This window comes from Caulobacter sp. FWC2 (assembly GCF_002742625.1).
Lineage (GTDB): Bacteria > Pseudomonadota > Alphaproteobacteria > Caulobacterales > Caulobacteraceae > Caulobacter.
In genome coordinates, this window is sequence record NZ_PEBF01000001.1 from 4,556,479 (window position 1) to 4,580,167 (window position 23,689).

Annotated in this window: 23 protein-coding genes; 11 read left to right on the top strand and 12 right to left on the bottom strand. The window is 68.1% G+C overall.

Annotation, left to right across the window (positions count from 1 at the left end; genetic code table 11):
- The first annotated feature begins 190 nt into the window (after window positions 1-190).
- Entirely contained in the window at window positions 191-2,608 is a 2,418-nt protein-coding gene (locus CSW62_RS21550; RefSeq protein WP_099581405.1) for a M28 family metallopeptidase, read from the top strand.
- 1 nt (window position 2,609) lies between these two features.
- Here CSW62_RS21550 and CSW62_RS21555 read toward each other — a convergent pair whose 3' ends face one another.
- From CSW62_RS21555 to CSW62_RS21565, 3 genes are read right to left on the bottom strand one after another with little or no spacing between them, the layout of a single operon-like run.
- Window positions 2,610-4,472, bottom strand: a complete 1,863-nt coding sequence (locus CSW62_RS21555; RefSeq protein WP_099581406.1) for an AMP-binding protein — start codon at window positions 4,470-4,472, stop codon at window positions 2,610-2,612.
- 17 nt (window positions 4,473-4,489) lie between these two features.
- Window positions 4,490-4,837 carry a hypothetical protein gene (locus CSW62_RS21560; protein ID WP_099581408.1) on the bottom strand — a complete coding sequence of 116 codons (348 nt, stop codon included), beginning with the start codon at window positions 4,835-4,837 and terminating at the stop codon, window positions 4,490-4,492.
- A complete protein-coding gene (locus CSW62_RS21565; protein ID WP_099581410.1) occupies window positions 4,834-5,043 on the bottom strand; it encodes a hypothetical protein in 210 nt (69 codons plus the stop codon). Before CSW62_RS21565 ends, CSW62_RS21560 begins: the two co-directional genes overlap by 4 nt.
- Before the next feature lie 298 nt (window positions 5,044-5,341).
- Here CSW62_RS21565 and CSW62_RS21570 point away from each other — a divergent pair, with 298 nt between their 5' ends.
- The gene (locus CSW62_RS21570; RefSeq protein WP_143324442.1) at window positions 5,342-5,587 is read left to right on the top strand and encodes a hypothetical protein; all 246 of its coding nucleotides are present in this window, start codon (window positions 5,342-5,344) and stop codon (window positions 5,585-5,587) included.
- A gap of 11 nt (window positions 5,588-5,598) precedes the next feature.
- Here CSW62_RS21570 and CSW62_RS21575 read toward each other — a convergent pair whose 3' ends face one another.
- The 3 genes from CSW62_RS21575 to CSW62_RS21585 all read right to left on the bottom strand — a co-directional run bounded on the left by CSW62_RS21575 (window position 5,599) and on the right by CSW62_RS21585 (window position 6,276).
- Window positions 5,599-5,811 (bottom strand): hypothetical protein, encoded by a 213-nt coding sequence (locus CSW62_RS21575; protein ID WP_099581414.1) that lies wholly within the window; start codon window positions 5,809-5,811, stop codon window positions 5,599-5,601.
- A gap of 91 nt (window positions 5,812-5,902) precedes the next feature.
- Window positions 5,903-6,085, bottom strand: a complete 183-nt coding sequence (locus CSW62_RS21580; protein ID WP_047413801.1) for a DUF3606 domain-containing protein — start codon at window positions 6,083-6,085, stop codon at window positions 5,903-5,905.
- Entirely contained in the window at window positions 6,085-6,276 is a 192-nt protein-coding gene (locus CSW62_RS21585) for a hypothetical protein (RefSeq protein WP_099581416.1), read from the bottom strand. Before CSW62_RS21585 ends, CSW62_RS21580 begins: the two co-directional genes overlap by 1 nt.
- 1,074 nt (window positions 6,277-7,350) lie before the next feature.
- Between CSW62_RS21585 and CSW62_RS26240 the strand changes: the two genes are divergently transcribed.
- Window positions 7,351-7,938 (top strand): DUF6680 family protein, encoded by a 588-nt coding sequence (locus CSW62_RS26240; protein WP_143324443.1) that lies wholly within the window; start codon window positions 7,351-7,353, stop codon window positions 7,936-7,938.
- 63 nt (window positions 7,939-8,001) lie between these two features.
- Here the strand turns inward: CSW62_RS26240 and CSW62_RS21595 are convergent, their stop codons facing one another.
- Both CSW62_RS21595 and CSW62_RS21600 read right to left on the bottom strand, forming a co-directional pair.
- On the bottom strand, window positions 8,002-9,441 hold the full coding sequence (locus tag CSW62_RS21595) for an aldehyde dehydrogenase family protein (RefSeq protein ID WP_099581418.1): 1,440 nt from the start codon (window positions 9,439-9,441) through the stop codon (window positions 8,002-8,004).
- A gap of 89 nt (window positions 9,442-9,530) precedes the next feature.
- Window positions 9,531-10,001, bottom strand: a complete 471-nt coding sequence (locus tag CSW62_RS21600) for an NUDIX domain-containing protein (RefSeq protein WP_099581420.1) — start codon at window positions 9,999-10,001, stop codon at window positions 9,531-9,533.
- Window positions 10,002-10,291: 290 nt separating this feature from the next.
- On the opposite strand from CSW62_RS21600, the gene CSW62_RS21605 reads away from it, so the two are divergent.
- The 8 genes from CSW62_RS21605 to CSW62_RS21640 all read left to right on the top strand — a co-directional run bounded on the left by CSW62_RS21605 (window position 10,292) and on the right by CSW62_RS21640 (window position 15,198).
- The gene (locus CSW62_RS21605) at window positions 10,292-10,678 is read left to right on the top strand and encodes a dihydroneopterin aldolase (RefSeq protein ID WP_099581422.1); all 387 of its coding nucleotides are present in this window, start codon (window positions 10,292-10,294) and stop codon (window positions 10,676-10,678) included.
- Window positions 10,675-11,445 carry an SDR family oxidoreductase gene (locus CSW62_RS21610; protein ID WP_199170669.1) on the top strand — a complete coding sequence of 257 codons (771 nt, stop codon included), beginning with the start codon at window positions 10,675-10,677 and terminating at the stop codon, window positions 11,443-11,445. The genes CSW62_RS21605 and CSW62_RS21610 overlap by 4 nt, the downstream gene beginning before the upstream one ends.
- A gap of 190 nt (window positions 11,446-11,635) precedes the next feature.
- On the top strand, window positions 11,636-12,151 hold the full coding sequence (locus CSW62_RS21615; RefSeq protein WP_099582408.1) for a 6-carboxytetrahydropterin synthase: 516 nt from the start codon (window positions 11,636-11,638) through the stop codon (window positions 12,149-12,151).
- Window positions 12,152-12,165: 14 nt separating this feature from the next.
- On the top strand, window positions 12,166-12,576 hold the full coding sequence (folB, locus tag CSW62_RS21620; protein WP_199170670.1) for a dihydroneopterin aldolase: 411 nt from the start codon (window positions 12,166-12,168) through the stop codon (window positions 12,574-12,576).
- Between the two features lie 3 nt (window positions 12,577-12,579).
- The gene (locus tag CSW62_RS21625) at window positions 12,580-13,131 is read left to right on the top strand and encodes a hypothetical protein (RefSeq protein ID WP_099581427.1); all 552 of its coding nucleotides are present in this window, start codon (window positions 12,580-12,582) and stop codon (window positions 13,129-13,131) included.
- Window positions 13,132-13,256: 125 nt separating this feature from the next.
- Complete coding sequence (locus tag CSW62_RS21630) at window positions 13,257-13,631, top strand: DUF4870 domain-containing protein (RefSeq protein ID WP_099582410.1); 375 nt, start codon at window positions 13,257-13,259, stop codon at window positions 13,629-13,631.
- A 4-nt stretch (window positions 13,632-13,635) separates the two neighbouring features.
- Window positions 13,636-14,037: a hypothetical protein gene (locus CSW62_RS21635; protein ID WP_099581429.1), complete on the top strand. Its 402-nt coding sequence runs from the start codon at window positions 13,636-13,638 to the stop codon at window positions 14,035-14,037.
- A 171-nt stretch (window positions 14,038-14,208) separates the two neighbouring features.
- Entirely contained in the window at window positions 14,209-15,198 is a 990-nt protein-coding gene (locus tag CSW62_RS21640) for a tetratricopeptide repeat protein (protein WP_099581431.1), read from the top strand.
- A gap of 175 nt (window positions 15,199-15,373) precedes the next feature.
- Here CSW62_RS21640 and CSW62_RS21645 read toward each other — a convergent pair whose 3' ends face one another.
- The 4 genes from CSW62_RS21645 to CSW62_RS21660 form a co-directional block, all read right to left on the bottom strand.
- The gene (locus tag CSW62_RS21645; RefSeq protein WP_099581433.1) at window positions 15,374-16,780 is read right to left on the bottom strand and encodes a glycoside hydrolase family 30 beta sandwich domain-containing protein; all 1,407 of its coding nucleotides are present in this window, start codon (window positions 16,778-16,780) and stop codon (window positions 15,374-15,376) included.
- Entirely contained in the window at window positions 16,780-19,068 is a 2,289-nt protein-coding gene (locus CSW62_RS21650) for a glycoside hydrolase family 3 protein (RefSeq protein ID WP_099581435.1), read from the bottom strand. The genes CSW62_RS21645 and CSW62_RS21650 overlap by 1 nt, the downstream gene beginning before the upstream one ends.
- A 22-nt stretch (window positions 19,069-19,090) precedes the next feature.
- On the bottom strand, window positions 19,091-20,620 hold the full coding sequence (locus CSW62_RS21655; protein ID WP_099581437.1) for a tryptophan halogenase family protein: 1,530 nt from the start codon (window positions 20,618-20,620) through the stop codon (window positions 19,091-19,093).
- Window positions 20,621-20,737: 117 nt separating this feature from the next.
- Window positions 20,738-23,587: a TonB-dependent receptor gene (locus tag CSW62_RS21660; RefSeq protein ID WP_099581439.1), complete on the bottom strand. Its 2,850-nt coding sequence runs from the start codon at window positions 23,585-23,587 to the stop codon at window positions 20,738-20,740.
- Between the last annotated feature and the right edge of the window lie 102 nt (window positions 23,588-23,689).

The window sequence follows — 23,689 nt, forward strand, 5'->3', positions numbered from 1 at the left end:
AAATCTCTAGCCGGGAGGGGGAACCGGCGGCGGCTTCGAGCCTCCGCCGGCTTTCGGAAGAGGGGAAGGGGCGATCCGGGCGACCGGGTCGCCCTTTTCTTTGGTCGAAGCTTTTCGAGGGGGTTTGCGATCTCTGCGCATCACCCCAGCATGACCCTTGGGGGATTCGTTCAACTCCGGAGCCGCGCCCATGAAGACGATCCGCTTCCTCGGGTTCTGGATCTGCCTGGCCCTCGGCCTGGCGCTGGGGACATGGAGCCAGAGAACCCCCGCGCCGATTCCGGCCAGCGCGCCGGCCACGGCCTTCTCGGCCGACCGCGCCATGGCCGACGTCACCACCATCGCCCAGAAGCCCCACCCGACCGGCTCGGCCGAGATCGCCAAGGTCCGCGACCATCTGCGGGAACGGATCTCGGAGCTGGGGCTAGAGGTTTCGATTCGCTCTGGTGAAGGCTTCTGGGCCAAGTCCGACAACGGCCGCACCCTGATCGTAGCCGCCGTCCAGAACGTCATCGGCGTCCTGCCGGGCAAGGACCCCAGCCTGCCGGCCATCCTGGTGATGAGCCACTATGACTCCGTGCACAATTCGCCGGGCGCCGCCGATGACGCCACCGGCGTAGCCGCCGCCCTGGAGATCGCCCGCGCCCTGAAGGCGGACGGCGAGCACGCCCGCGACGTCATCTTCCTGTTTACCGACGCCGAGGAGGCGGGCCTGCTGGGCGCCGACGCCTTCTTCAACCGCGACCCGACCCTGGAACGCGTCGGCCTGGTGGTGAACCTGGAGGCGCGCGGCGACGCCGGTCGGGCGGCCATGTTCCAGACTGGACCCGGCAACGGCGCGCTGATGAGCGTCTTCGCCCGCCAGGCCAAGGGTCCGTCGGCAAATTCGCTGGCCTCGGCGGTCTACGAGAAGATGCCCAACGACACCGACTTCACCCACGCGGTGAAGCGTGGCCTGCCGGGGCTGAACCTGGCCTTCATCGACGACCAGCTGGCCTATCACACGCCGCTGGCCCGCCCCGACCACCTGGAGCGCGGCAGCCTGCAGCACATGGGCGACCAGGCCCTGCCGACGATCCGCGCCCTGGCCAACGCCCCGACCCTGCCGGCCAAGACCGCCAACGCGATCTATTCCGACGTGCTGGGCCTGTTCATGATCAGCTATCCGCCGACCGTGGGCTGGGGGCTGCTCGCCCTCGCCGCCGGCCTGATCGTCTTCACCGCCTGGCGCACCCTGAGCCTGGGCGCCGCCAACGGCTGGGAGATTGCCCGGGGCGTCGCCGGCCTGCTGCTGACCGCCTCCAGCATCGCCACGGTGCTGCACCTGGCCGGCCGGCTGCTGATGATCACCGATGTGCAGCGCTACTACGGCGTCCTGACCCGCTTCGACCTGCTGCTGTGGGGCTGCGGGCTGCTGGCGGTCGCGGTCGGGCTGGGCGTCGCCACTGCCCAGGCGCGAGGCGCACGCCGGATCATCCCCTGTGTCGCCGCCCTGGCCCTGGGCGGGGCGTGCAGCCTGGTCGGCGGCTTCGATCCCATCGGTCTTGGCCTGGGGGTCGCAGCCTGCGTGCTGGCCGCCCTGTCCCTGGGCTTCAAGACCGACGTGCTGGGTGCCTGGATCGGCGGGATGATCGTGCTGCTGGTGATGGCCACCGCCGCCCAGGTCCTGGCCCCCGGCGCGACGGTGATGCTGACTTGGCCGTTGCTGATCGCCGCGCTGGGCGCGGCCCTGATCATTGGCGTCGGCGGGACGCGCGACCGACGCGTAGCGCTGGCGCTCACGGGCGCGGTCGGCCTCCTTGCCGTACTGTCGACCGCCCAGCTGACCGCCTGGGGATCCTGGACCTTCGCCGGCGTCGGCATGATGGAGCCGGCGGTCCTGGCCCTGTTCGCCATGCTGGCCGCGCCCGCCCTGTCGCCCCTGGCCCACGACTTCGCCGCCACCCGCTGGGCCTGGCGCGCCGCCGGCGTGCTGGCCCTGGCAGGGGTCGCCCTGGTCGCCAACGCCGCCCGCCTCGGCGGCGAGCCCGGCCGCCCGGCCGTGACCCAGGCCCAGCACGTGGCCGACCTGTCGACCGGCAAGGCCTGGCGCCTGACAGAGGCTCCGCGCCTCGACGCCTGGACCAAGGCCGCCCTGCCCGACGACGGCGGCTCGGATCCCAAGCAAGCGTCCCTGGCCCCGTTCTGGCGCAAACCGGTCTGGATGTCCGAGACCCGCGCCGTGCCGGTCGAGGCCCCTCGGCTGAGCGTCGATCGCGCCGAGGACCGCCTGCTGGTCCGGCTGATCCCTGCACCCGGCGCCGAGATGGTCAGCCTCCGCCTGCGCCCCAGCGGCGCCCTGGCCGCGCCGCGCCTCAACGGCCGGCCGATCACCCTGAAGACCGAGGCCGGCCAGTGGTCGACGGTGAACTATCACGCGCCCGATCCGAACGGAGTCACCCTGAGCTTCACGACCCAGGGTCCCGGCAAGGTCGACGTCGCGGCGCTGGAGTATCACGACGGCTGGCCCGCCCTGGCCAAGGCCCCGCCCGCCAAGCCCGCCGACCTGATGGCCATCGGCATGTCCGACAAGACCGCTGTGCTGGTGCGCGGCGGGATGAGCTGGTGAGCTAGACCGCGAAGACCCCTTCGCCCGGCGCCTTGGCGTACAGCGCCTCGACCCGCTCGGCCCGGCGGTCCAGCGCGCAGCGTTGGTTGACGTAGCCCTTGTCGGTGATCTCGCCGGCGTCGATCGAGGGCGGTTCGGTCAGGATGGTGAAGCGGCCGATCCGCCGCGACGAGCCGCCGGCCGCCGCGTTGAACGCCGCCAACCGCTCGCGCAGGATCGCCACCAGCTTCTCCAGCGGCGTCCCCGGCCCAGGATCGGCGACCAGCGCCTGAAGGCCGGCCGGCGAGGGCCAGAGCATGGCGCCGATGAATGGCTTGTCCTGGCCGGTGATCACCGCATCGTGGATGTAGGGACTGCAGGCGGCCACGAGGTCGGGGCGCAGCACGCCGACGCTGACCCAGGTGCCGCTGTCCAGCTTGAAGTCCTCGGTCACCCGGCCGTCGAACACCAAGCCCTTGGCCGGGTCTTCCGGATCGACGAACCGCGCCGCATCGCCCAGCTTGTAGAAGCCCTCCTCGTCGAAGGCCGCCGCCGTCCGCTCCGGGTCCTTGTGATAGCCCGCCGCCACGGTCGGTCCCTTGACCCGGACCTCGAACTTGCCGCCGCTGGGGGCCAGCTTCAGGGCGATGCCCGGCAGGGGAAGCCCGACCAGGCCGACCCGCTCGGTGATCCAGTGGGTGACGGTGATGCCTTGGGTCTCGGTCGCGCCGTACATGGTGGTCAGCGGGATCCGCTGGCCGGTCTCGGCCACGGCCAGGGCCTGGATACGGTCATAGACGTCGTTGGACAGGGTCGCGCCGCCATAGCCCATGTAGCGCAGGTTCTTGAAGAACGAGCGGCGCAGGGCCGGATCGCTCTCCATCGCCTCGGCCAGCATTGAAAACGCGATCGGGGCCGAGCCGAACACGATCGGCGAGACCTCATAGAGGTTCTTGATCGTCGTCTCGAACATCCCCGGCAGCGGCTTGCCCTCGTCGATGTGCAGCGTGCCGCCGGACCAGATCACGGCGTTGAAGCCGATATTGCCGGCCGAGATGTGGCTCCAGGGCATCCACTCCAGGCTCTGGGGGATCTCGTCGGTCGCGACGTCGGTGCGCAGGCCCTCCTGGCCGGCGATCACGCCCGCCATCATGCCATGGGTCTGGGGCACGGCCTTGGGCAGGCCGGTGGAGCCAGAGGTGAACAGGTACTTGGCCACGGTCGCCGGACCTAGGGTCTCGCGGGCGGCCTCGACCGCCGGCGTCGGCGTCGTGCCGGCCACGTCGGCGAAGGCGACCGTCCCCTCGCTGCCGTCGGCGGTGATCACCACGAGGGTCGGGTCGATGGCCTTCAGGGTCTCCAGCGCCTTGGCGAACAGCGCGCCGCTCTGGGCGAAGACGACGCGGGGGGCGACCTTCTCGCAGCAGTGCCGGAGCTTGGCGTGGTCGGTCGAGATCAGGCTGTAGGCCGGGCTGATCGGCGCGGCCGGAACCCCGGCGGCATAGGCGCCCAGGGTCATCAGGGCGTGCTCGATGGAATTGCCCGACAGGATCATGACGCTGTCGTGGGCCGTCAGGCCACTGTCGAACAGGAACTGGGCGACGCCCTCGACCGCCCGCTGGGCCTGGCCGTAGGTGACCGCGCGCCAGGGACCATGGCCGGGCTCGCGCTGCTTGATGTAGGGCCGATCCGGATGCTCGGCGGCCTTTTGCGCGATCAGGTGGGCGATCGAGCGCGGCCCCTGGCCGGGGGCGTGGTTCGAGGTGATGACGATCGAACCGTCCGGACGCCGCTCGACGCTGACATCCGGGCCCTTCATGGCCAAGGGCTTGAACGGGACCTTGGTGACGTCGCGCGAGGGCGCGGCGCCGTCTGGCGGCGTCATGGTCTCACTCCCTCAAGTTATCGTTGTTCTGTTGGAACTGACGGTAACGGAAAGCGCGAGGCCGGCAAGGCTGCCGTTCGGGGAAGCCTACTTCGGGGAAGCCTACTTCGGGGGGACTGATCCAGGACGCTGACGGTCACCCCGCCCTCGACGACCCGGACGCCCAGATAGTGCATCGCGCCGCCCAGATAGCTGATCTGCTCCAGCGGCACGCTGTCGTCGCGGCGCAGGCGGCGGCCGTCATTCAGCGTCAGCCGCAGGGTCATCTTCTTGGCCGAGGCGCCGCCGGCGATGGCGTCCTCGATCTCGCGGCGGAACAGGACGGCCGGAGGCTGCGGCGGCTTCAAGTTCGCGGTCTTGCTCATGAGCGCGCTCCAAAGCCGTGTTCGCCGGTGATGCGGATCTGGCAGGCCTGGCCGGAGTCCTGCAGGGTCCTCGCGCGGCGATGGGCGGCCGCCTTGGCGACCTCCTTGTCGGCCGACTGGCCAAAATGCTCGCCTGCCAGTTCGACGCTCCACGCGCCCTCATGTCGGGCGACAGTGAGAACGGCTCGATTGCTAATTTCACGCATTTCGAAGGATTAACACAAAAAGGAGCCGACCGGGGGATTAATCGTTTCCGGTCCAGGTCGGGCTATTTTCTTGGCCGACCAAAATATTTTGGCCCGTGAAATCGTCGTGAAAACATCCCCAGTTCTTGGGAAATTACTCGGGCCACTCACCTGTCCCCCTCTGGAAGTCGGAAGAAACGTCCGTCGTCCACCGAAACGTGATAGGCTGGCGAGGTTCATGTCGACCTGGCGGCTCCCCCAGGCGCCCGGGCCCTCCCGGCTGATCGGCGGCTACGATCACCCGGCGCACCGGAGCGACATGACCCAGGATCCCCCCGCCAGCGACACGCTGACCGACAGCCAGTTCAACGCCTTGCAGAGCCTGGCCGAACGCCAGCCGGGCCAGGACTCCAACTTCGTCAACATCAGCGCCGCCCAGGCCCTGACCCGCCTGGGCCTGGCCCGGCGCGGCGGCGGTGGCTGGGAGATCACGCCCCAGGGCCGCAACCATCTGCTGCGAGCCGTCTCACGCGACGACGCCGACGGCGCGGCCAACGCCCGCTAGGGTCAGCAGAGTCAGCGCCGCCCGCGTCGCGCGGGCTTGGCCGCCGCCTCGGCTTGCGTCACCTGGGCGCTGAACGCGTCAAGGTCGACACCGAAGCGCCCGCCGCAGTCTGGGCAATCCAGCACCGGCAGCATGCGCACGACATCGATGGTCGCGCGGACTTGACCGCCGCAATGCGGACAGGGAAATTCGAGCTCTACGCCACCAACGTCCACGCCCGCCATGCCGGTCGCTCCGCCCGTTTCGACTCACAGTAGAGGTGCGAACGATGACAGCGGCGACCATGGCCGGGCATGCGGCGTAACGCCTCGCTCCTCAGCGCTTCTTGCCGAGCTCGGCGGCGATGTCCTTGGTCATCCGGCCGACCTTGCGATGGGCGGCGGTGATCTGGTCGCGGGTGACGCCCCAGCGCTTCATCCAGTACTCGACGGCCTGGCGCTCGGAGAGATCCAGGCGATCCTTGTCGATGAAACCGCGCTTGTCCTTGAGTCCGGCCATTATTTCTTCATCCAGGGTTTGGAGTCGCCCGCCGCGATGCCGGCCGCCCGCTGCCGCTGAAACTTCCCGCCGCGCGGGGGCTTCGGACGGGCGTCGAGCACGGCCTGCTTGAGGCGCAGGGCGCGCTGCATGGGGGTCTCGTCGAGGGGCGCTTCAGGGGGCGCTTCGGGCGGCGGGGCGTCGGTGGTCATGCGGGGAGCCTAGCACATCTTGCGGCGGGCGCCGCCGCGGACACATCCGATCGACTTCACGCGGCGCGGCCGCTGAAGACACATGGGGAGGCGACGGAGCGGCCGGGCGAACCCGGGGACCGTAGTGGTTTGTGTGTTTCGGCTCGCAGACCGCTCCGCCAGGTTGTTCTTGCCCGTGAGGATGGGGGGCGTGAGCGTATTTCAGCTCGGGACCCCATTTGCCCCCGGACGGGCGCGGACCAAGTCGATCGGCTACATCCGTCTCGACCCCGACGATCCACGATAGGCGGCTTGTACGATCACCGCCCTGTCGCTCCGCTGTCGGCTTGGCCCCGGACGGCGCCGTCACCCGCGTGCGCTCCTAAAGAGTAAGCGACGTGGCGTGATGGCGCCGCCGGGAACCGCCAGCGGCCCCGCTCAACCTACCCCCGCCGCCGTCTTGGGCCGGATCCAAACGCCCTCCCCCGCGACGGGGACAGCTCTGAGTATGCGGTGGTGCTGAACGCCGATGATGCAACGGCGCGAAAAAGTGGGAAGGCGTTGATTTCGCGAGGTTCGGCGCCGCGAACGCCGGGGATAGAGGCCGCTCAATCCCCGCGAGGGCGCGTTTTTGGAACCCTCTCTCTTTGAGAGAGGGAGGGGCCCACGCCTGCGGCGTGGGAGGGTGAGAGGTTACACCCTCTCCGGACAAGGCACTGACGAAACGCGCGGCGGAACGGTCCAGGCTTCCCCGGCCACCGGTGAAACCTCTCACCCTCCCACCGCTACGCGGCGGGCCCCTCCCTCTCTCAAAGAGAGAGGGTTTCCGGTGCGCGCGACCCCCGCTCAGTGAAAAGCCCTTCCGCCCCGGAAGAGCGCCCCCCTTACATCTCACGGCGAGACGATCGCCGGGCTGTCCAGGTCACTCAAGGACGACGCTGCGCGTCGCCGCGCGCGGCCGCTCGGAGAGCGGTCCTTGACTGACCTGGTCAGTCCGGCACGCCGCAGCCTCCAAGAGATGTAAGGTGATCACCGATCTGGGCGGTCGGATTACTACACATCGTGCGAATCCTTCACACGGTGTATGCTAGTGGAATGGCCACGCAAGATCCTAATCACGCTCTTTTCTTGGGCTTTGCGCTAAAGGATATAATCGGCGCCATCCTCATTCCAATTGTGGCAGTACTTACTACCTTGTTTTATCAAGACAAACAGGGACAGAAGAAGGAGCGCATGCAAGTTCTTCGGATGCTTTTGGCGACACGCCATATGCCCTCCGATCCAGCTTACAGTACGGCCATCAATCTCATCCGCGTCGAGTTTAACTCTGTAAAAAGCGTTATGGACGCACACACTAAATATATCGAACAAATCAACTTGCGCGTTCCGCCTGAAGGAGAGGCCCTTCACCAAAATCAGGTCGCAAAGGCCCAGACGAAATTAATTTCGTCGATAATGAAGTGCCTAGGGCTGAAATTCTCCGAAGCCGATATCCAATCGGACGCGTACGCGGCTGCGGGTTTTATAAATCGCGACAACCTCTATTTAGACAGCATGCATGCCGCCCGTGATTCAGCAAATTCGATGAGAGATGTCGCTGTCGCTCTTCGATTTCAAACTGAACTTCTCGCAAACCAGATAGCGCCTGCGGCAGCGCCGATATTACCACCCGCTGCTGATTAAGTATAAGAAAGGGCGGAGCCTTTCAGCCCCGCCCTCCCCAAACTCACCTAGCTCAGAGCCGCCCTACTCCGCCGCCACCTTCGGCGCGTAACCCAGGATCGCCTTCGTCTCCAGGAACTCCCCGAACGCGTGGTCGCCCCACTCCCGGCCGTTGCCGCTCATCTTGTAGCCGCCGAACGGGGCCATCAGGTCAGGGCTGGCGCCGTTCAGGTTCACTTGGCCGGCGCGGAGTTTAGCCGCAACAGCACGCACCGCCTCCGGGTCGCCGCCCGAGACATAGGCCGCCAGGCCGTACTCGGTGTCGTTGCCGACGGTGACGGCTTCCTCGACCGTGTCGTAGCCGAGGATCGAGATCACCGGGCCGAAGATCTCTTCCTTGGAGATCGTCATGTCGGGCTTCACATTGGCGAAGACGGTGGGCTTCACATAGTAGCCCTTGTCGAGCCCTTCCGGACGGCCGACGCCGCCGGTGACCAGGGTGGCGCCCTCGTCGATGCCCTTCTGGATCAGGCCCTGGATCTTGTTCCACTGGGTCTCGCTGACCACCGGGCCCATCTTGTGGTTGCCGTTCGGGTCGCCGACCGTGTGGCTCTCGGCGGCGGCCTTGGCGATGGCGATCACCTCGTCCATGCGCGCACCCGGCACAAGCATCCGGGTCGGGGCGTTGCACGACTGGCCCGAGTTCAGCATCACCGAGGCCACGCCGCCGCCCACCGCGCGGGCGAAGTCGGCGTCGTCGAGGATGATGTTGGGGCTCTTGCCGCCCAGCTCCTGGTGGACGCGCTTGACGGTCGGCGCGGCGTTCTTGGCCACCTCGATGCCGGCGCGGGTGGAGCCGGTGAACGAGACCATGTCGACTTCAGGATGGCTGGACAGGGCCGCGCCGACCGTGGGGCCGTCGCCATTGACCAGGTTGAAGACGCCGTGCGGCACGCCGGCGGCGTGCAGGATCTCAGCCCAGATATAGCCGCTGAACGGCGCGATCTCCGACGGCTTCAGCACCATGGTGCAGCCGGTGGCCAGGGCGGGCGCGACCTTGCAGGCGATCTGGTTCACCGGCCAGTTCCACGGCGTGATGAAGGCGCAGACGCCGATCGGCTCCTTGACGATCCGGGTCGTGCCCCGGTCTTCCTCGAACTTGTAGTTCTTGAGCACGGCGACGGCGGTCTGGACGTGGCCGATGCCCATGGCGGCCTGGGCGCGCTGGGCCAGCCAGGCCGGAGCGCCCATCTCCTCGGTGATGGCCTTGGCCATGTCCTCGAAGCGCTTCTGGTACTCGGCGATGATGCGCTCGAGCACGTCGATGCGCTCCTCGCGGCTGGTCTGCGACCAGCTGTCGAACGCCTTGCGGGCGGCGCGGACGGCGCGGTCGACATCGACCTCCGAGCCCATCGAGATCACGCCGGCGACCTCTTCGTTGGCCGGGTTGATGACGTCGAGCGTCTTGGGCGCGGCCGGGTCGACCCAGGCGCCGTCGATATAGAACTTGGTGTACTCGCGCATGCCGTTCTCCTGCCCTTGGATGTGGGGTCCGCTCTGCGGGGCGGTTTCAAACAGGCATTTAATGTGATCGGCGTTCAGGTGGGAAGCCCTCACCACATCACATCTGGCTCCGCATCGCCCAAAGCCTCGGCGATCCGCCGCCGCGTGGCCTTGGTGGTCTCCTCCGGGAGCTCGTCCAGCCCGAACCAGCCGACCGCGTGGATCTCGCCCTCGGCGTCGGAAGCACAAGGCTCCCAGGCCTCGACGCGATAGACCAGCACGTGGTCGCCGGGGTGCAGGACCTCGTTGCTGTGGGCCGAGATCAGGCGCGGGCGCGACAGGGCGCGCACGCCGGCCTCTTCCTGCAGTTCGCGGACCACGGCGGTCTCGGCCGTCTCGCCGCGCTCGACCCCGCCGCCGGGCAGGTACCACCCCTTGATGTAGGTGTGCTGGATCAGCAGGACCTTGCCGGCCTGATCGGTGACCACCGCCCGCACGCCCAGCGTCAAGCCGCGCGCCATGCGGAAGAAGGCGTAGACCAGGGGGCGGGTGAAGGGTTCGATGCGACGGCGCCAGAGCATCAAGCTTTGTAGCCCTATCGCCGCCGCCGAGGGACCGAAAACCTCGTCCTTCGACAAGCTCAGGATGAGGTTTCCTACTGAGCTGGCTCAAAACTAGCCCTCATCCTGAGCCTGTCGAAGGACGAGGGCGGCCCCGCCCTTGCGGTCAGCGGCGCCGGAGGCTAAAGCCGGCTCGATCTTTGTTTTCTCTTTTGCGGAGCCGCGCCATGATCGCCATCGGTGTCATCGCCATTTTCCTGGCTGTCATCCTGGGCCTGAACTTCTTCGAGTTCGGCCGCGTCGACTAAGCGATGACGGGCCCCTTCGACTGGCAGACCGCCGCGCCGCATCAGGTCGCGGTGCTGGAGGACGTCGAGGTTCTGGTCCGTTGCGGGCTGCACCCGTGGGAGCGCCATCCCGAGCGCCCCAACCGGCTGCGCTTCAGCGTGCGGCTGTATTCCCGGACCGAGTTCACCGGTCCGGGGACCTATATCGACTATGATCCGGTGCGCGCCCTGATCGTGGGCTGGCAGGGCCGCGACCATGTCGACCTGCTGGAAACCCTGCTGCAGGAGGCCGTCGACGCGGCATTCCTCGACCCGCTGGTCGACGCCTGCTGGGTGCGCGTCGTCAAGCCGGAGATCTTCCCGGAGACCCGTGCGGCCGGCGTCGAGTGGTTCAAGGTCCGGCCTTCGTGACGAGCGCCCCTCTGAAAGTCGCGCTCGTCACCGGCGCCGCGCGACGTATCGGCGCTGTCCTGGCGCGGGCGCTGGCGGAAGCCGGCTACGCCGTCGCCCTGCACTATCGGAGCTCGGCGCAGGACGCCCAGGCTCTTGCCCACGCCCTGACCGCCGACGGCCATGTCGTGGCGCTGTTCCAGGCCGACCTCTCGATCCCCGCCGAGGGCCAGGCCCTGGTCGGCGCCGTCCGCGCCCGGTTCGGCCGGCTGGACCTGCTGGTCAACAACGCCTCGCTGTTCGAGTATGACACCTTCGAGACCCTGACTGCGGAGCGCTGGGACCGGCACATCGCCACCAACCTGACCGCGCCGGTGTTCCTGATCCAGGCCTTCGCCACGGCCCTGGGCGAGGCCGAGACCGGCCTGGTGGTGAACCTGCTGGACCAGAAGGTGCTGCGGCCCAATCCCGACTACTTCGCCTACACCGCCGGCAAGCTGGGCCTGGCCGCCCTGACCCCGGTGCTGGCCCTGGCGCTGGCCCCGAAGGTGCGGGTCTGCGGCCTGTCCCCGGGCGTCACCCTGCCCTCGGGCAAGCAGACGCAGGACGACTATGTCCGCGCCGCCCGCGCCACGCCGTCGGGCGTCAGCAGCACCCCGGCCGACCTGGCCCGCGCCCTGCTCTTCATCGTCGACACCCCGGCCTTCTCGGGCCAGACCCTGACCATCGACGGCGGCGAGAGCCTGCTGGGCCGCCCGCGCGACGTGGCTTACGACCCAGAGGTCTAGCGGACCGAGGTCTGGCGAAGGGGCGCGGCGCAACTATATTTTGCGCTGCACCTGCTGTTCATGATAAGGGCGCGGCCTCTCTGAAGCGCTCGACTATTCGTCACCGTCGTTTCGCCGAACCGCCCTTCCACATTTGACGCGCTCCGCGCCGCGCTCGGCCGATACCGGGCGGCCGGTCCAGGTATTCCAGATGCTTAGCCTCGAATTCAATCGCCGGTACTCCATGGCCCACCGGCTGTTGAGCGACCCGTCGTCCAAGTGCAAGACGCCGCATGGCCACGACGAGTACGTCTTCATCCGCCTGCGCCCGGCCACGCCGCTGGACCTGGGCGGCTCGAACATGACGGCCTCGTTCGAGCGGGCCAAGCGCGCCTGGCACGGCTGGATCGACGGCTTCGTGGACCACGCCTTCCAGGCCAATCTGGCCGACCCGCTGATCGGCTTCTTCCGCGAGCACGAGCCCGAGACCCTGGCGCGGGTCATGACCTTCGACGGCGACCCGACCACCGAGGCCCTGGCGATCGCCATGGCGCTGAAGGCCAAGGCTTTCCTCGCCATCGACGGCCTGTTCACGCTAGAGTCCCTCAAGATCCAGGAAACCCCGACCAATACGGTCGGCCTGGACGCCACGGACATGGCCGGCCTCGCCGGTTGGGCGCCAGGTCAGTGGTGCCTGCGCGCGGACAACAGCATCAACGACTTCTAGCGAAACCGGATCGAATGGCCGCTCCTGCTTCCCTCGCCGACACCGCGCCCGCCGACGCTCCCTTGGCGCGGATCATCGTCACCAAGGTCTTCGTCCGTGGCCTGAAGGTCGACGCCGAGATCGGCGTCTACGACCACGAGCACGGCCGCATGCAGCCGCTGGTCGTGGATGTGGAGCTGGATGTGGCCGCAAGCCACTGCGAGCGCCTGGGCGACACCGTCAACTACGAGACCATCGGCGAGGCCGCCCGCGCCATCGCCGCCGAGGGCCATATCGACCTCGTCGAGACCTTCGCCGAGCGCCTGGCCCAGGCCTGTTTCGCCGATCCGCGCGTCACCCGCGCCCGGGTGCGGGTCGAGAAGCCCCTGGCCCTGGCCCCACACGCGGCCGCCGCCGGCGTCGAGATCACCGCCGTCCGGTCCTAGTCCATGGCGGTCACCCACAGCGCCCGGCTCGCCCCCTTCCAGCCCGAGACGGTCTGGACCCTGGAGGCCGGCGCGCTGGTGGAGACCCGCGGCAAGGTCGAGCGCCGCTTTCCGCTGTCCAGCCTGACCCGCTACAGCCTGGCGACCGACAAGACCGGCGGCCGGCGTCGCAGCCTGCTGCTGACCTTCGGCCGCCGCCGCATCAGCATCGCCTCGCAGAGCTATCTCGGTCCCGGCCAGTTCGAGGACCGGCTGGCCAGTTTCTCGACCCTGGCCCGCGCCATCGCCGCCGTCGGCGCGGATCTGGCCCCGCGCGCGCGCTTTGGCCTGGCGCGGTTCGAGGCGCGCGCCGCCCTGACCTGGGTGATCGGCCTGACCGCGTTCGGCGCGGCGGCCATGCTGCTGTTCTCGCTGTCGGCCGGCATGGCCTCGGTCGGCATCGACATGGCCGCGCGGATGAGCTTCGTGCTGATCCTGATGTTCGCCGCCCTGCCCTGGCTGAACCGGGGGGCGCCGTTCGATCCCCACGACCCGCCGAGCGATCTGCTGCCTTAGGGGCCTCTCCCGGCGCAGCCGGGTTACTTCGCCTTCATGACGCCACCTTCATTTGCATCAGGCGGCGTTCGGCGCGACCATTGATCCAACGACGTTCTCTTAGGCTCAAGCTCGTGACCGACTCCATTACCGACCCTGGCGCCATCGACCCCGCCGTCCCGCCACGTTTGCAGGACGACAAGACCCTGCCCGGCGTCATCTACGCCCTGCACATCGCGGGCGGTGTGACCGGCGGCCTGACCAGCCTGATCGGCGCGATCATCGCCTATATCAGCCGCAAGGACGCACCCGAGTGGCTGGCCAGCCACTACGAATTCCAGATCCGGACGTTCTGGTTTGCGCTGGGCTTCAGCATTGTCGCCCTGCTGCTGACCCCGGTCGGGATCGGCATCGTCCTGCTGCCCGCCATCGGCGTCTGGCTGGTCGTGCGCGGCGTCGTCGGCCTGTCGAACCTGCTGAAGGGCCAACCCTATCCCACGCCCAAGAACTGGATGCTGTAAGACCATGACCGACACCACCGCCGTCACCCCCGTGGCCGAAGAGGACAAGGTCCTGCCGGCCGTCGTCTATGGCCTGTATCTGCTGGGCTTCACCAACGGCCTGACCTGGATCATCGGCCTGATCGTCGCCTATGTGAACCGCGACGCCGCCGGGCCCATCAATGCGAGCCACTACACCTTCGCCATCCGGACCTTCTGGCTGTCGATCGCCTGGTTCCTGATCGGCGGCCTGCTGATCTTCTTCGGCATCCCGATGCTGATCGTGCTGGTCGGCCTGCCGATGATCATCGCCGGCGGCCTCATTCTGGGCGCGGTCGGCCTGTGGTTCGTGGCCCGCTGCGTGCTGGGCATCTACTATCTGGCGCGCGGCGAGGCGTATCCGCGCCCGCAAGCGTGGCTGATTTAGAGGCGCCCGTACCGCCAGGCGCCCGCTGAAGAGTCATCCGCTCGCCCCCCTTCCCCTGCCGGTTGAGACGGCTCGACGGAAGCGGGGCCATCGGATGACTTGTGCGGCCTGGCGGTGGGACGCCCCTTTCGGGGGGCGACGCCTGTTTGGGTGAACGTCTGGGGGGACGTGATGCTGGCGCGACTGGTTGGGATCATCTTGGGGCTGATCCTGGCGACGTCGGGATACGTGGTGGCGGGTTGGGGCTCGCTGGGGAACTGGGCCACGAATCTCGACCTCGGACCGTTCGAGCCGCATCGCCCCGCCGCCGGTGTGGCGGCGGCGATGGTGGGCGGAGGGCTCATCGTCGCCGCCCTGCTCCCCCGCCGGAAGCCCAGGAAGCGCGCCGCGCCGATGGCCTTCGGCCTGGAGCTGCAAGAGCCTGAAGCGCAAACGGTGGTCGCGCCCCCGGCGCCCGAGCCCGTCGCAACGTCGCTGCAAGCCCATCCCACGCCAGAGCTTGTCGCCCCGTCCGTCATGCCGGTGGCGGCGCCGGTCGCCGCCCCGCAACCCGCCCCGCCGCCCCGCCCACCAAGCTTCCCGGAATTGCGCGCTCGTCTGGTCTCGCTCAGCCGCGAAGAATCCTGGCACGAGGCCGCCCGCACCCTCTCGGCGATGAAGACCACCGCCCGCACTGACGAGGAGATGGCGATCGTCTATCGCGATCTCGGCGACTTCGCCCGCGCCCAGGGCCAGATGGACGACGCGGCCGAGGCCTATGACACCTCGGTTTCCTACGCCCGCCAGGTGCGCCAGACGCGGGGCGACGACGAGAGCGCCGAGCTGCTGGCCGGCTCGCTGTCGGGCGTCGGCGACGTGGCCGAGACCGAGGGCCGCCTGGACGCCGCCCTCGCGGCCTTCGAGGAAGCCCTGGCGCTCCGCCGTTCGCGCGGCGGCCGCGAGGCTGGCGACACGGGCGCTCAGCGCGCCTTGTCGGTGAACCTGGAACGCCTGGCCGACCTGCGCGAGGACCGGGGCCACCGCATGCGGGCGTTGGATCTCTACCGCGAAAGCTACGATATCGCCGGCCGCCTCGCCGCCACAGATCCGACGCGGTTCGGGCCGGACCTCGCGGCGACGCGGGCCCGGCTGAACGAGCTGGAAGCTAAGATCTCGACTTAGGTTTTCCTTCTCCCCCTGCGGGAGAAGGTGTCAGCCGCAGGCTGACGGATGAGGGGTCGCGCAAACCGACAAGCCGCAGTGGCCGCTAGGCTGTCAGGGCGGATACTGCTTTCAACCCCTCACCCGACCCGCTGCGCGGGCCACCCTCTCCCGCAAGGGGAGAGGGAAACATTGATCACCAGGTAAACGTCGTCGCCGCCCGCGCCGGGATGCTGGCCTTGAAGCGGCGGGCGCCCTCGACGATGGCGAAGTCCGCCGGCGCCTTGCCGGTGTTCAGCACCAGCAGCACGCGGCCGCCGTCGCGGTTGTGGAAAGCGACCGTGCGCAGGTCGCCGACCTTTTCCGGCGAGCCGATCCGCACCGCGCCGGGCTTCACGAAGCGGCTAGCCTGGCCGAAGGCGTAATATTCCTGGGTACGGGTGATCGCGCCGCTCGCGCTGTCGATCGTCACCACCGGACGGCAGTCGCCGCAGCCGCCGGCGTGGGGGCCGAACTTTTCGTCCAGGGCCAGGTTCCACATCAAGACGCCGCGCGCGCCGCGACGGGTCGAGCCGATGATCAGCTGTTCGACCATCCACGAGAAGCTGTCGTCGAACTTGGGGGCCCATTCGCCGCCCGAGCACTCGGTGAAGAACACGTCCTTGTCCGGATGGGCGGCGCGGACGGTCTCCATGGCGTCGACCTGGCCGGCATAGCAGTGCCAGGCGACGCCGGCGACGAAGGCCTTGGCCTTGGCGTCGGCCAGCACGGTCATCGGCTGCTCGGGCTTGTCCCAGTTGTGATCCCAGTCCAGCGCCTTGGTCGCGATCTTCTGGCGCGCGAACACCGGGGCCAGGTTCTCGCCGAAGAACCTGGCGCGGTCGGCGGGGAGCCAGCGCATGCCCGGATAGTTCTCCGGCTCGAAGTCGGGCTCGTTCTGGATGCTGAGATAGTCGGTGGGGACCCCGACCTTCTTGGCTTCCTTGATGTAGCGGGCGAAGAAGTCGGCATAGACGGGATAGGCCTCGGGCTTCAGCTGGCCTTTCACCAGGGAGCCGGTGGTCTTCATCCAGGCCGGAGCGCTCCACGGCGAGGCCATGATCTTCAAGTCTGGATTGATCTTCAGGGCCGCGCGGACGGTCGGAAAGACGAATTCCTGAGGCCGCTTCAGCGAGAAGTGCGCCAGCGTCGGATCGGCCGCGCCGCTTGGCGCGTCGTCCAGGCTGTAGTGGTCCAGCGAGAAGTCCGACGCGCCGATGGTGACGCGGGTGAAGCTGAAGCCGAGGCCGCCCTCCCCGCGTCCATAGAGTTCGCGCAGCAGGCCGTCGCGCTGGGTGGGCGTCAGCTTGTTCTGGATCAGCCAGGCCGAGGCGTCGGTGATCGACGCCCCGAAGCCGACCATGGTCTGGTGCCGCTCCTTGGCGTCGACGACGATGACCGGCAGGCCGGCGACGGCCTCGGCGGTCGCCATGCCCGACGGGGCCTGGGCGGCCAGAAGCTGGCTCCTGTCGCCCGTCGTCACCCAGCTTTTCAGCTTGGGCGCGGCGTGGGCGGGGGCCGCCGCGACGAGCGCGGCGGCGAGGGTGAGAGACAGAACGCGCATTACGGCTTCCGCGACCAGGCCTTGAGGTTGGCCTTGCCGGTCAGGGCCATGTCCCCGGCGTGGCTGCCGACATAGAGCGGATAGCTGCCGGCCGGGATCGTCCAGCCCGGCTTGGCGACATCGTAGTCGGCCAGCAGGCGCGGCTCGACGGTCAGGGTGACGCGCTTGGTCTGGCCCGGCGCCAGGTCGACCTTCTCGAAGCCCGCCAGGCGGACCATCGGCTTGCGCTTGCCCGCCGTGACGTAGAGCTGCGGCGTGTCGGCGCCGGCGACCTTGCCGGTGTTGGTGACGTCGAAGCTGACCTTCAGGCCCGCCGCGTCCTCGACCCTGAGGTTCTTGTAGGCGAAGGCCGTATAGGAGAGGCCGTAGCCGAACGGATAGAGCGGCTGACGCTTTTCCTGCGCGTACCAGCGGTAGCCGACGGCGGCGCCCTCCGGATACTGCACGGCGAAGCCCTTGATGCCGTCGACCTTCTGGCCGGCGCGGCGGGCGTCGTCGATGGCGGCCTGCTCGGCGAAGCCCGGCGCGCTGGCGCGGGGGGCCTGGTCGGCGGACTTCGGGAAGGTCATGGCCAGGCGGCCCGACGGGTTGACCTCGCCGAACAGCAGGCGGGCGATGGCCTGGCCGCCGCGCTGGCCAGGATACCAGGCCTGCAGCACCGCGCCGACCCGATCCAGCCACGGCATCGTCACCGGGCCGCCGGTCTCCAGCACCACGATCGAATGCTTGTTGGCGGCGGCGACGGCGTCGATCAGGGCGTCCTGGTTGTCGGGCAGGACGATCGAGGGCGCATCCTGGGCCTCGGTCTGCCAGTGCCAGGCGAAGACGATGGCGACGTCGGCGTCCTTGGCGGCGGCGGCTGCGGCGGCCGGGTCCTTGCCGTCGACATAGATCACCTGCGCGCCCGGCGCGGCGGCCTTGATCGCCTCCAGCGGCGAGGAGGCGTGCCAGGTGACGCGGACGAACGAGGCCGCCTCGCCGCCGTTCAGCGGGATCTCGACCGGCGCGCCGCCGACCGAACGCACTTGCGACGAGCCGCCGCCCGAGATCACCCCGACATCGGCATGGGCGCCGATCAGCACGATCTTCTTGGCCGTCTTGGCCAGCGGCAGCAGGTTTCCGTCGTTCTTCAGCAGCACCGAGCCGCGTTCGGCCACGGCCTGGGCGACCTTGGCGTGGGCGGCGTAGTCGATCGGCTGGGCCGTCGTCGGGGTCGGGTTGTCCATCAGGCCCGAGGTGATCACCCCGTGCAGGATGCGGCGGACCATGTCGTCGACGCGAGCCTGGCTGACCTCGCCCTTGGCCACGGCGGCCTTCAGGTCGTCGCCGAAGAAGATCTGGCTGTCCAGTTCCTGGCCCGACTGCTGGTCGAGGCCGGCCAGAGCCGCCTTGGTGGTGCTGTGCACCGCGCCCCAGTCGGACATCACGAAGCCCGGATAGTTCCAGTCGCGCTTCAGCACCTTGTTCAGCAGGAAGTCGTTCTGGCAGGCCCAGTCGCCATTGACCTTGTTGTAGGCGCACATGACCGAGGCGGGGTTGCTCTTCTCGATCGCGATCTGGAAGGCCAGCAGGTCGCTCTCGCGCAAATCCGCTTCGCCAATTTGCGCGTCCATCACGTGGCGGCCGGTCTCCTGGGCGTTGAGGGCGAAGTGCTTGATCGTCGAGACGATATGGTTGGACTGAACGCCCTTGATCTGCTCGCCGACCATCTCGCCGGCCAGCAGCGGGTCTTCGCCCAGATACTCGAAATTGCGGCCGGCCCACGGGTCGCGGGTCAGGTTGACGCCGCCGGCCAGCAGCACGTTGAAGGTCTTGGCGCGGGCCTCGGCGCCGATCATCGCGCCGCCGGCATAGGCCAGCTTCGGCTCGAAGGTCGAGGCCAAAGCGAGACCTGAAGGCAGGGCGGTGGCGACGTCGCCCTTACGCTGCTCGACCTGGTTGGCCACGCCCAGGCTGGCGTCGCTCTCACGCAGTGTCGGGATCTTCAGGCGCGGCACGCCCGGCACGTAGCCGGCCGAGGGGATCATGTCGGCCGGGGCCGGCTTGGTGATGGGCGGGAACAGCCCGTGCAGGTACGTGATCTTCTCGTCCATCGTCATCTGCTTGACGAGGGCGTCGGCGCGAGCCCAGGCCGGGTCATTGGCGCGCGGGGCCAGCGGGGCGCTGTCCTTGCTCGGCATGACCTGAGCGAGCACACCCGACATCGGGGTCAGGGCGAGCAACGCCACGGCGGCGGTGGTCCGGCACAGGATCCGCAGGGCGGATGAAGGCTGGGCGGCGGTCGTCATGGCGTTACTCCGTCGAAAACGTCTAGGGGACTGGAACAGGGGTCGCCGGCAGCGGCGGGGCCTGGCACGCGCGGGCCACGAACTCGGCGTGGCTGGGCATCACGTTCAGGCACTTGCCGATGACGGTCTGGATATTGCCGAGGTGGGTGGCGATGGCCTCGTCCGAGTGGACACGAACCAGCGGGTCGTAGCCGCGCGGGATCACGCCCTGGCCCAGGAACACCTGGATCCAGCTCTCCTCGGTGAACAGCTCGTCGTCCTCGCGGAACACCCGGCCGTTGGCGCGGAAGAGATCCATCTTTCGCTGCAGGGTGGCGGGGACTTCCATGTCGCGGCAGTGGCGCCAGAACGGCGTGTCGTCGCGCTCGGTGGCCTTGTAGTGAAGGATGATGAAGTCGCGGATGCGCTCGTATTCGAAGTCGCTCTGGCGATTGAACTCGTCGACATTGGCCTGGTCGAAGCCGCCATCGGGCAGCAGGCGGACCATGCGGATCACGGCCGACTGGATCAGGTGCAGGCTGGTGGACTCCAGAGGCTCCATGAAGCCGCTGGCGAGACCCACCGAGACGCAGTTCTTGTTCCAGATCTTCTTGCGCTTGCCGGTGGTGAAGCGGATGCGCAGCGGGTCGGCGCGCTGGGCGCCGTCCAGGTTCGACAGCAGGACGCGCTCGGCCTCGTCGTCGTCGATGTACTGGCTGGAATAGACGTGGCCATTGCCCGTGCGGTGCTGCAGCGGGATCCGCCACTGCCAGCCGGCGTCGTGCGCCGTCGAGCGGGTATAGGGCGTGAAGTGCGCCGAGCGCTCGGTCGGCACGGCGATGGCCCGGTCGGCCGGCAGCCAGCGGGTCCAGTCGTCGTAGCCGGTCTTCAGGGCCTGCTCGATGATCAGGCCCCGGAAGCCCGAGCAGTCGACGAAGAAGTCGGCCGCGATGACCGCGCCGTCATCCATGGTCACCGACTGCACAAAGCCGTCGTCGGGCCGCAGCGTCACGTCGACGATCTTGCCCTCGCGCCGCTGGACGCCACGCGCCTGGGCGTAGGTCGACAGGTGTTTGGCGTAGAGACCGGCGTCGAAGTGGAAGGCGTGGGCGATGTGGCCGATGGGCGACTCGGCCATGTCGGCCCGGGCGCGCATGAACCTGTCCTGCCGCGCCATGGCGTTGTTGATCGACAGGGCCTCGAAGTCCGGGGCCTGGCCCAGTTCGCGCATCCGCAGCCAGTACTGGTGGACGCGCAGCCAGCCCAGGTCCTGGCCCAGTACGCCGAAGCCGTGCAGATAGCCCTCGCCCTTGCGGAACCAGTTGCGGAACTCGATGCCCAGCTTGAAGGACCCCTGCGTCTTGCGCAGGAAGTCGTCCTCGTCGAGGCCGAGCAGCTCGTTGAACTTCTTGATGGCGGGGATGGTCGCTTCCCCGACCCCGACCGTGCCGATCTGCTCGGACTCGATCAGGACGATCTCATAGAGACCCTGGAACAGCCGCGAGCACAGCGCCGCCGTCATCCAGCCCGCGGACCCGCCGCCGGCGATCAGTATCTTCTTGAGCGGTTGCAACCACCCGCCTCCCGTTAAGTTCGAAGGTCGGGGCCGCCGTTGGGCGACCCCGCCTCCGATTGGTTCTTGCCTGGCGAGCCAAGCCGCAGGGGGAGCGCGGCCAGCTCAGCCTTCTGCTTAGAACCGATAGTTCACGCCGAACAGGATCTGACGGCCGTACTTCTCGTAGGTCTCCGGCAGCGAACCGCCGCCCTGGGTCTTCGTGCCGCCGCCATCGAGGCCGAGGCGCGTGCGGTACGGCGAGTCCGTCAGGTTGTTGACCTGCAGCAGGAGCCCGAGGTTCTCCAGCGGGCCGTCGTTGAAGGTGTAGCCGATCTGGGCGTCCACCTGCTTGTCGGCCAGGATCTCGGTGAAGCCCCGGGTGGCGAACAGCTGCACCACTTCGCCCTTGAAGGCCGAGCGGTAGCGCTGGCTGATGCGCGCCTGGAATCCGCCGCGCTCGTAGTAGCCGGTGACGTTGTAGACCGTGCCCGACAGGCCCGGGATGCGGACGGCCTGCTTGGCGTCTGTGCTGGTGGTCGGGTTCAGGTTCGACTTGGTCAGCGACAGGCTGCCCTGCAGGCCGAAGCCCTTCAGGATGTCCGCGAACTGGCCGAACTCGACCGCGCCGCTGAACTCCAGACCCTTGACCGTGCCGCCATTGCCGTTGGCCGGCAGGGTGATCTGGCCGATGTTGTTGATGATCGTCCCGGCCGGGATGTTGGCGCCCGCCGGCAGCGGGATGCCCGTGAAGTCGAACGTGCCCGACTGCTGATAGATGTAGGTGTCGAGCTTTTTATAGAAGCCGGCCACCGACACATAGGTCGCGGGGCTGACATACCACTCGTAGGCCAGGTCGGCGGCCTTAGCCATCCACGGCTTCAGGTGCGGGTTGCCGCCCGAGGCCGACCACGGATTGACCGTCGTGCCCGGACCGCAAGGCTGGCTGGAGCAGACCAGGCCGTTGAAGCCCGGCGTCACGTTGGCGCGCATGTCGTCCATGCGCGGACGGGCCATGGTCTTGGACAGGGCGAAGCGCAGGCGGTGACCGCCGCCCAGGTCATAGATCAGGTTCATGCTGGGCAGGACGTCGGTGTAGTCGTCCTTGGCGTTGATCTTGGTCGGGACGATCGGCTGGCCCGAGGCCAGGCCGTTGATCACGACGCCGCTCGATTCCTGCTTCTGCTGCACCACCTGCACGCCGACATTGCCGCGCACCGGGCCGCTCTGGAAGTTGGCCTTGGCGAAGAAGGTCGTGACCTCTTCGGTGATGTCCCAGTTCTTGTCGTAGTAGTTGGCGTCCAGGATCGGGGCCGAGTTGTAGTACTTCTTCCAGACGTCGCCGATCTTGACGGAGATGACATCGCCGAAGCCGGCGAAGCCCAGGTTGGTCGGCGAGACCAGGTCGGCCTGATCGACATAGACCTGCTGGCGACCGTTCTTCAGGAACAGGTCGTTGTCCGAGACGGTCTTGCCCTTGTCGCGCTTGGTGTAGTTCACGCCGCCCGACAGCTGGGTGATGAAGCCGTCCATCTCGTGCTCAAGGCGGATATCGACAGCCTTGACGTCTTCCTTGACGTGCGGATAGCGGATGGAGCCGTCATGGCCCCAGCCGCCCCACGGGGCGCGGTCGCCCAGGGTGACCTTGCTGGCGTCGGCGTAGTTCAGACCCTCGTCATACTGCGAGAACCCGTTGTCGGCGACCTTGAAGCCGATGGTGTCATAGGTGCGGCCCACGTCGCCCGTCGACCCGGTGACCCCGCCCACGCCACGGCCGTAGCCGGCGTAGGTCTCCATGATCTGTTCCTTCCGCTTGTTCGACGAATAGGACAGGTCGGCGACCAGCTTGGTCTTCTCGGTCAGCTGGAATTCGTTGTTGAAGCCGGCCGAGAACAGCTGGTCCCGGCGGGTGTTGTAGTCGTTGCGCACGATCGGCACGCCGTGGTTCAGCGTACCGCCGGTGGCGAACTTCGAGCCGCCCATGTCGGCGCTCGTGACGTTCGAATAGGTCACGCCGTCGGCATAGGGGTTCGAGAACCACTGGGCGCCGCGCGTCGTCTCCTTCTGATTGAAGGTCGAGTAGTACAGGTCCAGCGTCGAGTGGATCCGGTCGTTCGGCTGGTACTCGAAGATGCCGATGACCGCGTCGCGCTTGTTGTTGCGCGAGACGGCCATGATTTCCTGGCCGTTCAGCATCAGGGCGCCGTCGGCGCTGTCCGGCGAGGTCGACTCGGGCGGGAAGGCCTCATAGCCGTAGGCCTTGTAGCGCTTCACCTGCGACGGCGAATCCAGGTGGGCGTAGCCCAGGGCCACGCCGATGGTACCGTCGGCGAACTGGTTGATGTAGCTGGCGCTGAAGCGGCCGCCCACGTTGTGGGAGTCGTCGTTCAGCTTCTTGCCCGAGGTCTTCTCGCCGCGCAGGTTCACGGCCAGGACGCGCTTGCCGTATTCCAGCGGGCGCACGGTGCGCAGGTCGGCAGTGCCCGACAGGCCCATGCCCGAGACCTGGGCGTCGGGCGTCTTGTAGATCACGACGCTGGACAGCAGTTCCGACGGATACTGGTCGAACTCGACGGCGCGGTTGTCGCCGGAGCTGGCCTGCTGGCGGCCGTTCAGCAGGGTGGTGGTGAAGTCGGGGGCGAGACCGCGGATCGAGATCACCTGGGCGCGACCGTTGACGCGCTGGGCGGCGAGGCCCGGCAGGCGGGCGATCGACTCGGCGATCGACACGTCCGGCAGCTTGCCGATGTCCTCGGCCGAGACGGCCTCGACGATCGAGGTCTCGTTCTTCTTGATGTTGATCGAGTTCTGGATGCCGGCCTTGATGCCGGTCACCACGATGGCGTCGACCGTGTCGTCGGCCTGCGGCGCCGGAGCGGCGGCCTGGGCCCACGCCGAGCCGGCCAAGGCCAGGCTGATGGCGGCCGTGGAGGCGGTGACGTAAAATTTCTGGACGGACGGACGCGTCCCGCTTTTGCGGTTTCGCATTCTAGTTCTCCCCTCTGAAGCCGCCCCTGCGCGGGCGACCGACTTTTCTCGTGAGGCCAACCTCGGCCGTGGAAGCGCTTCCATGGAAGCGCTTCCACTAGC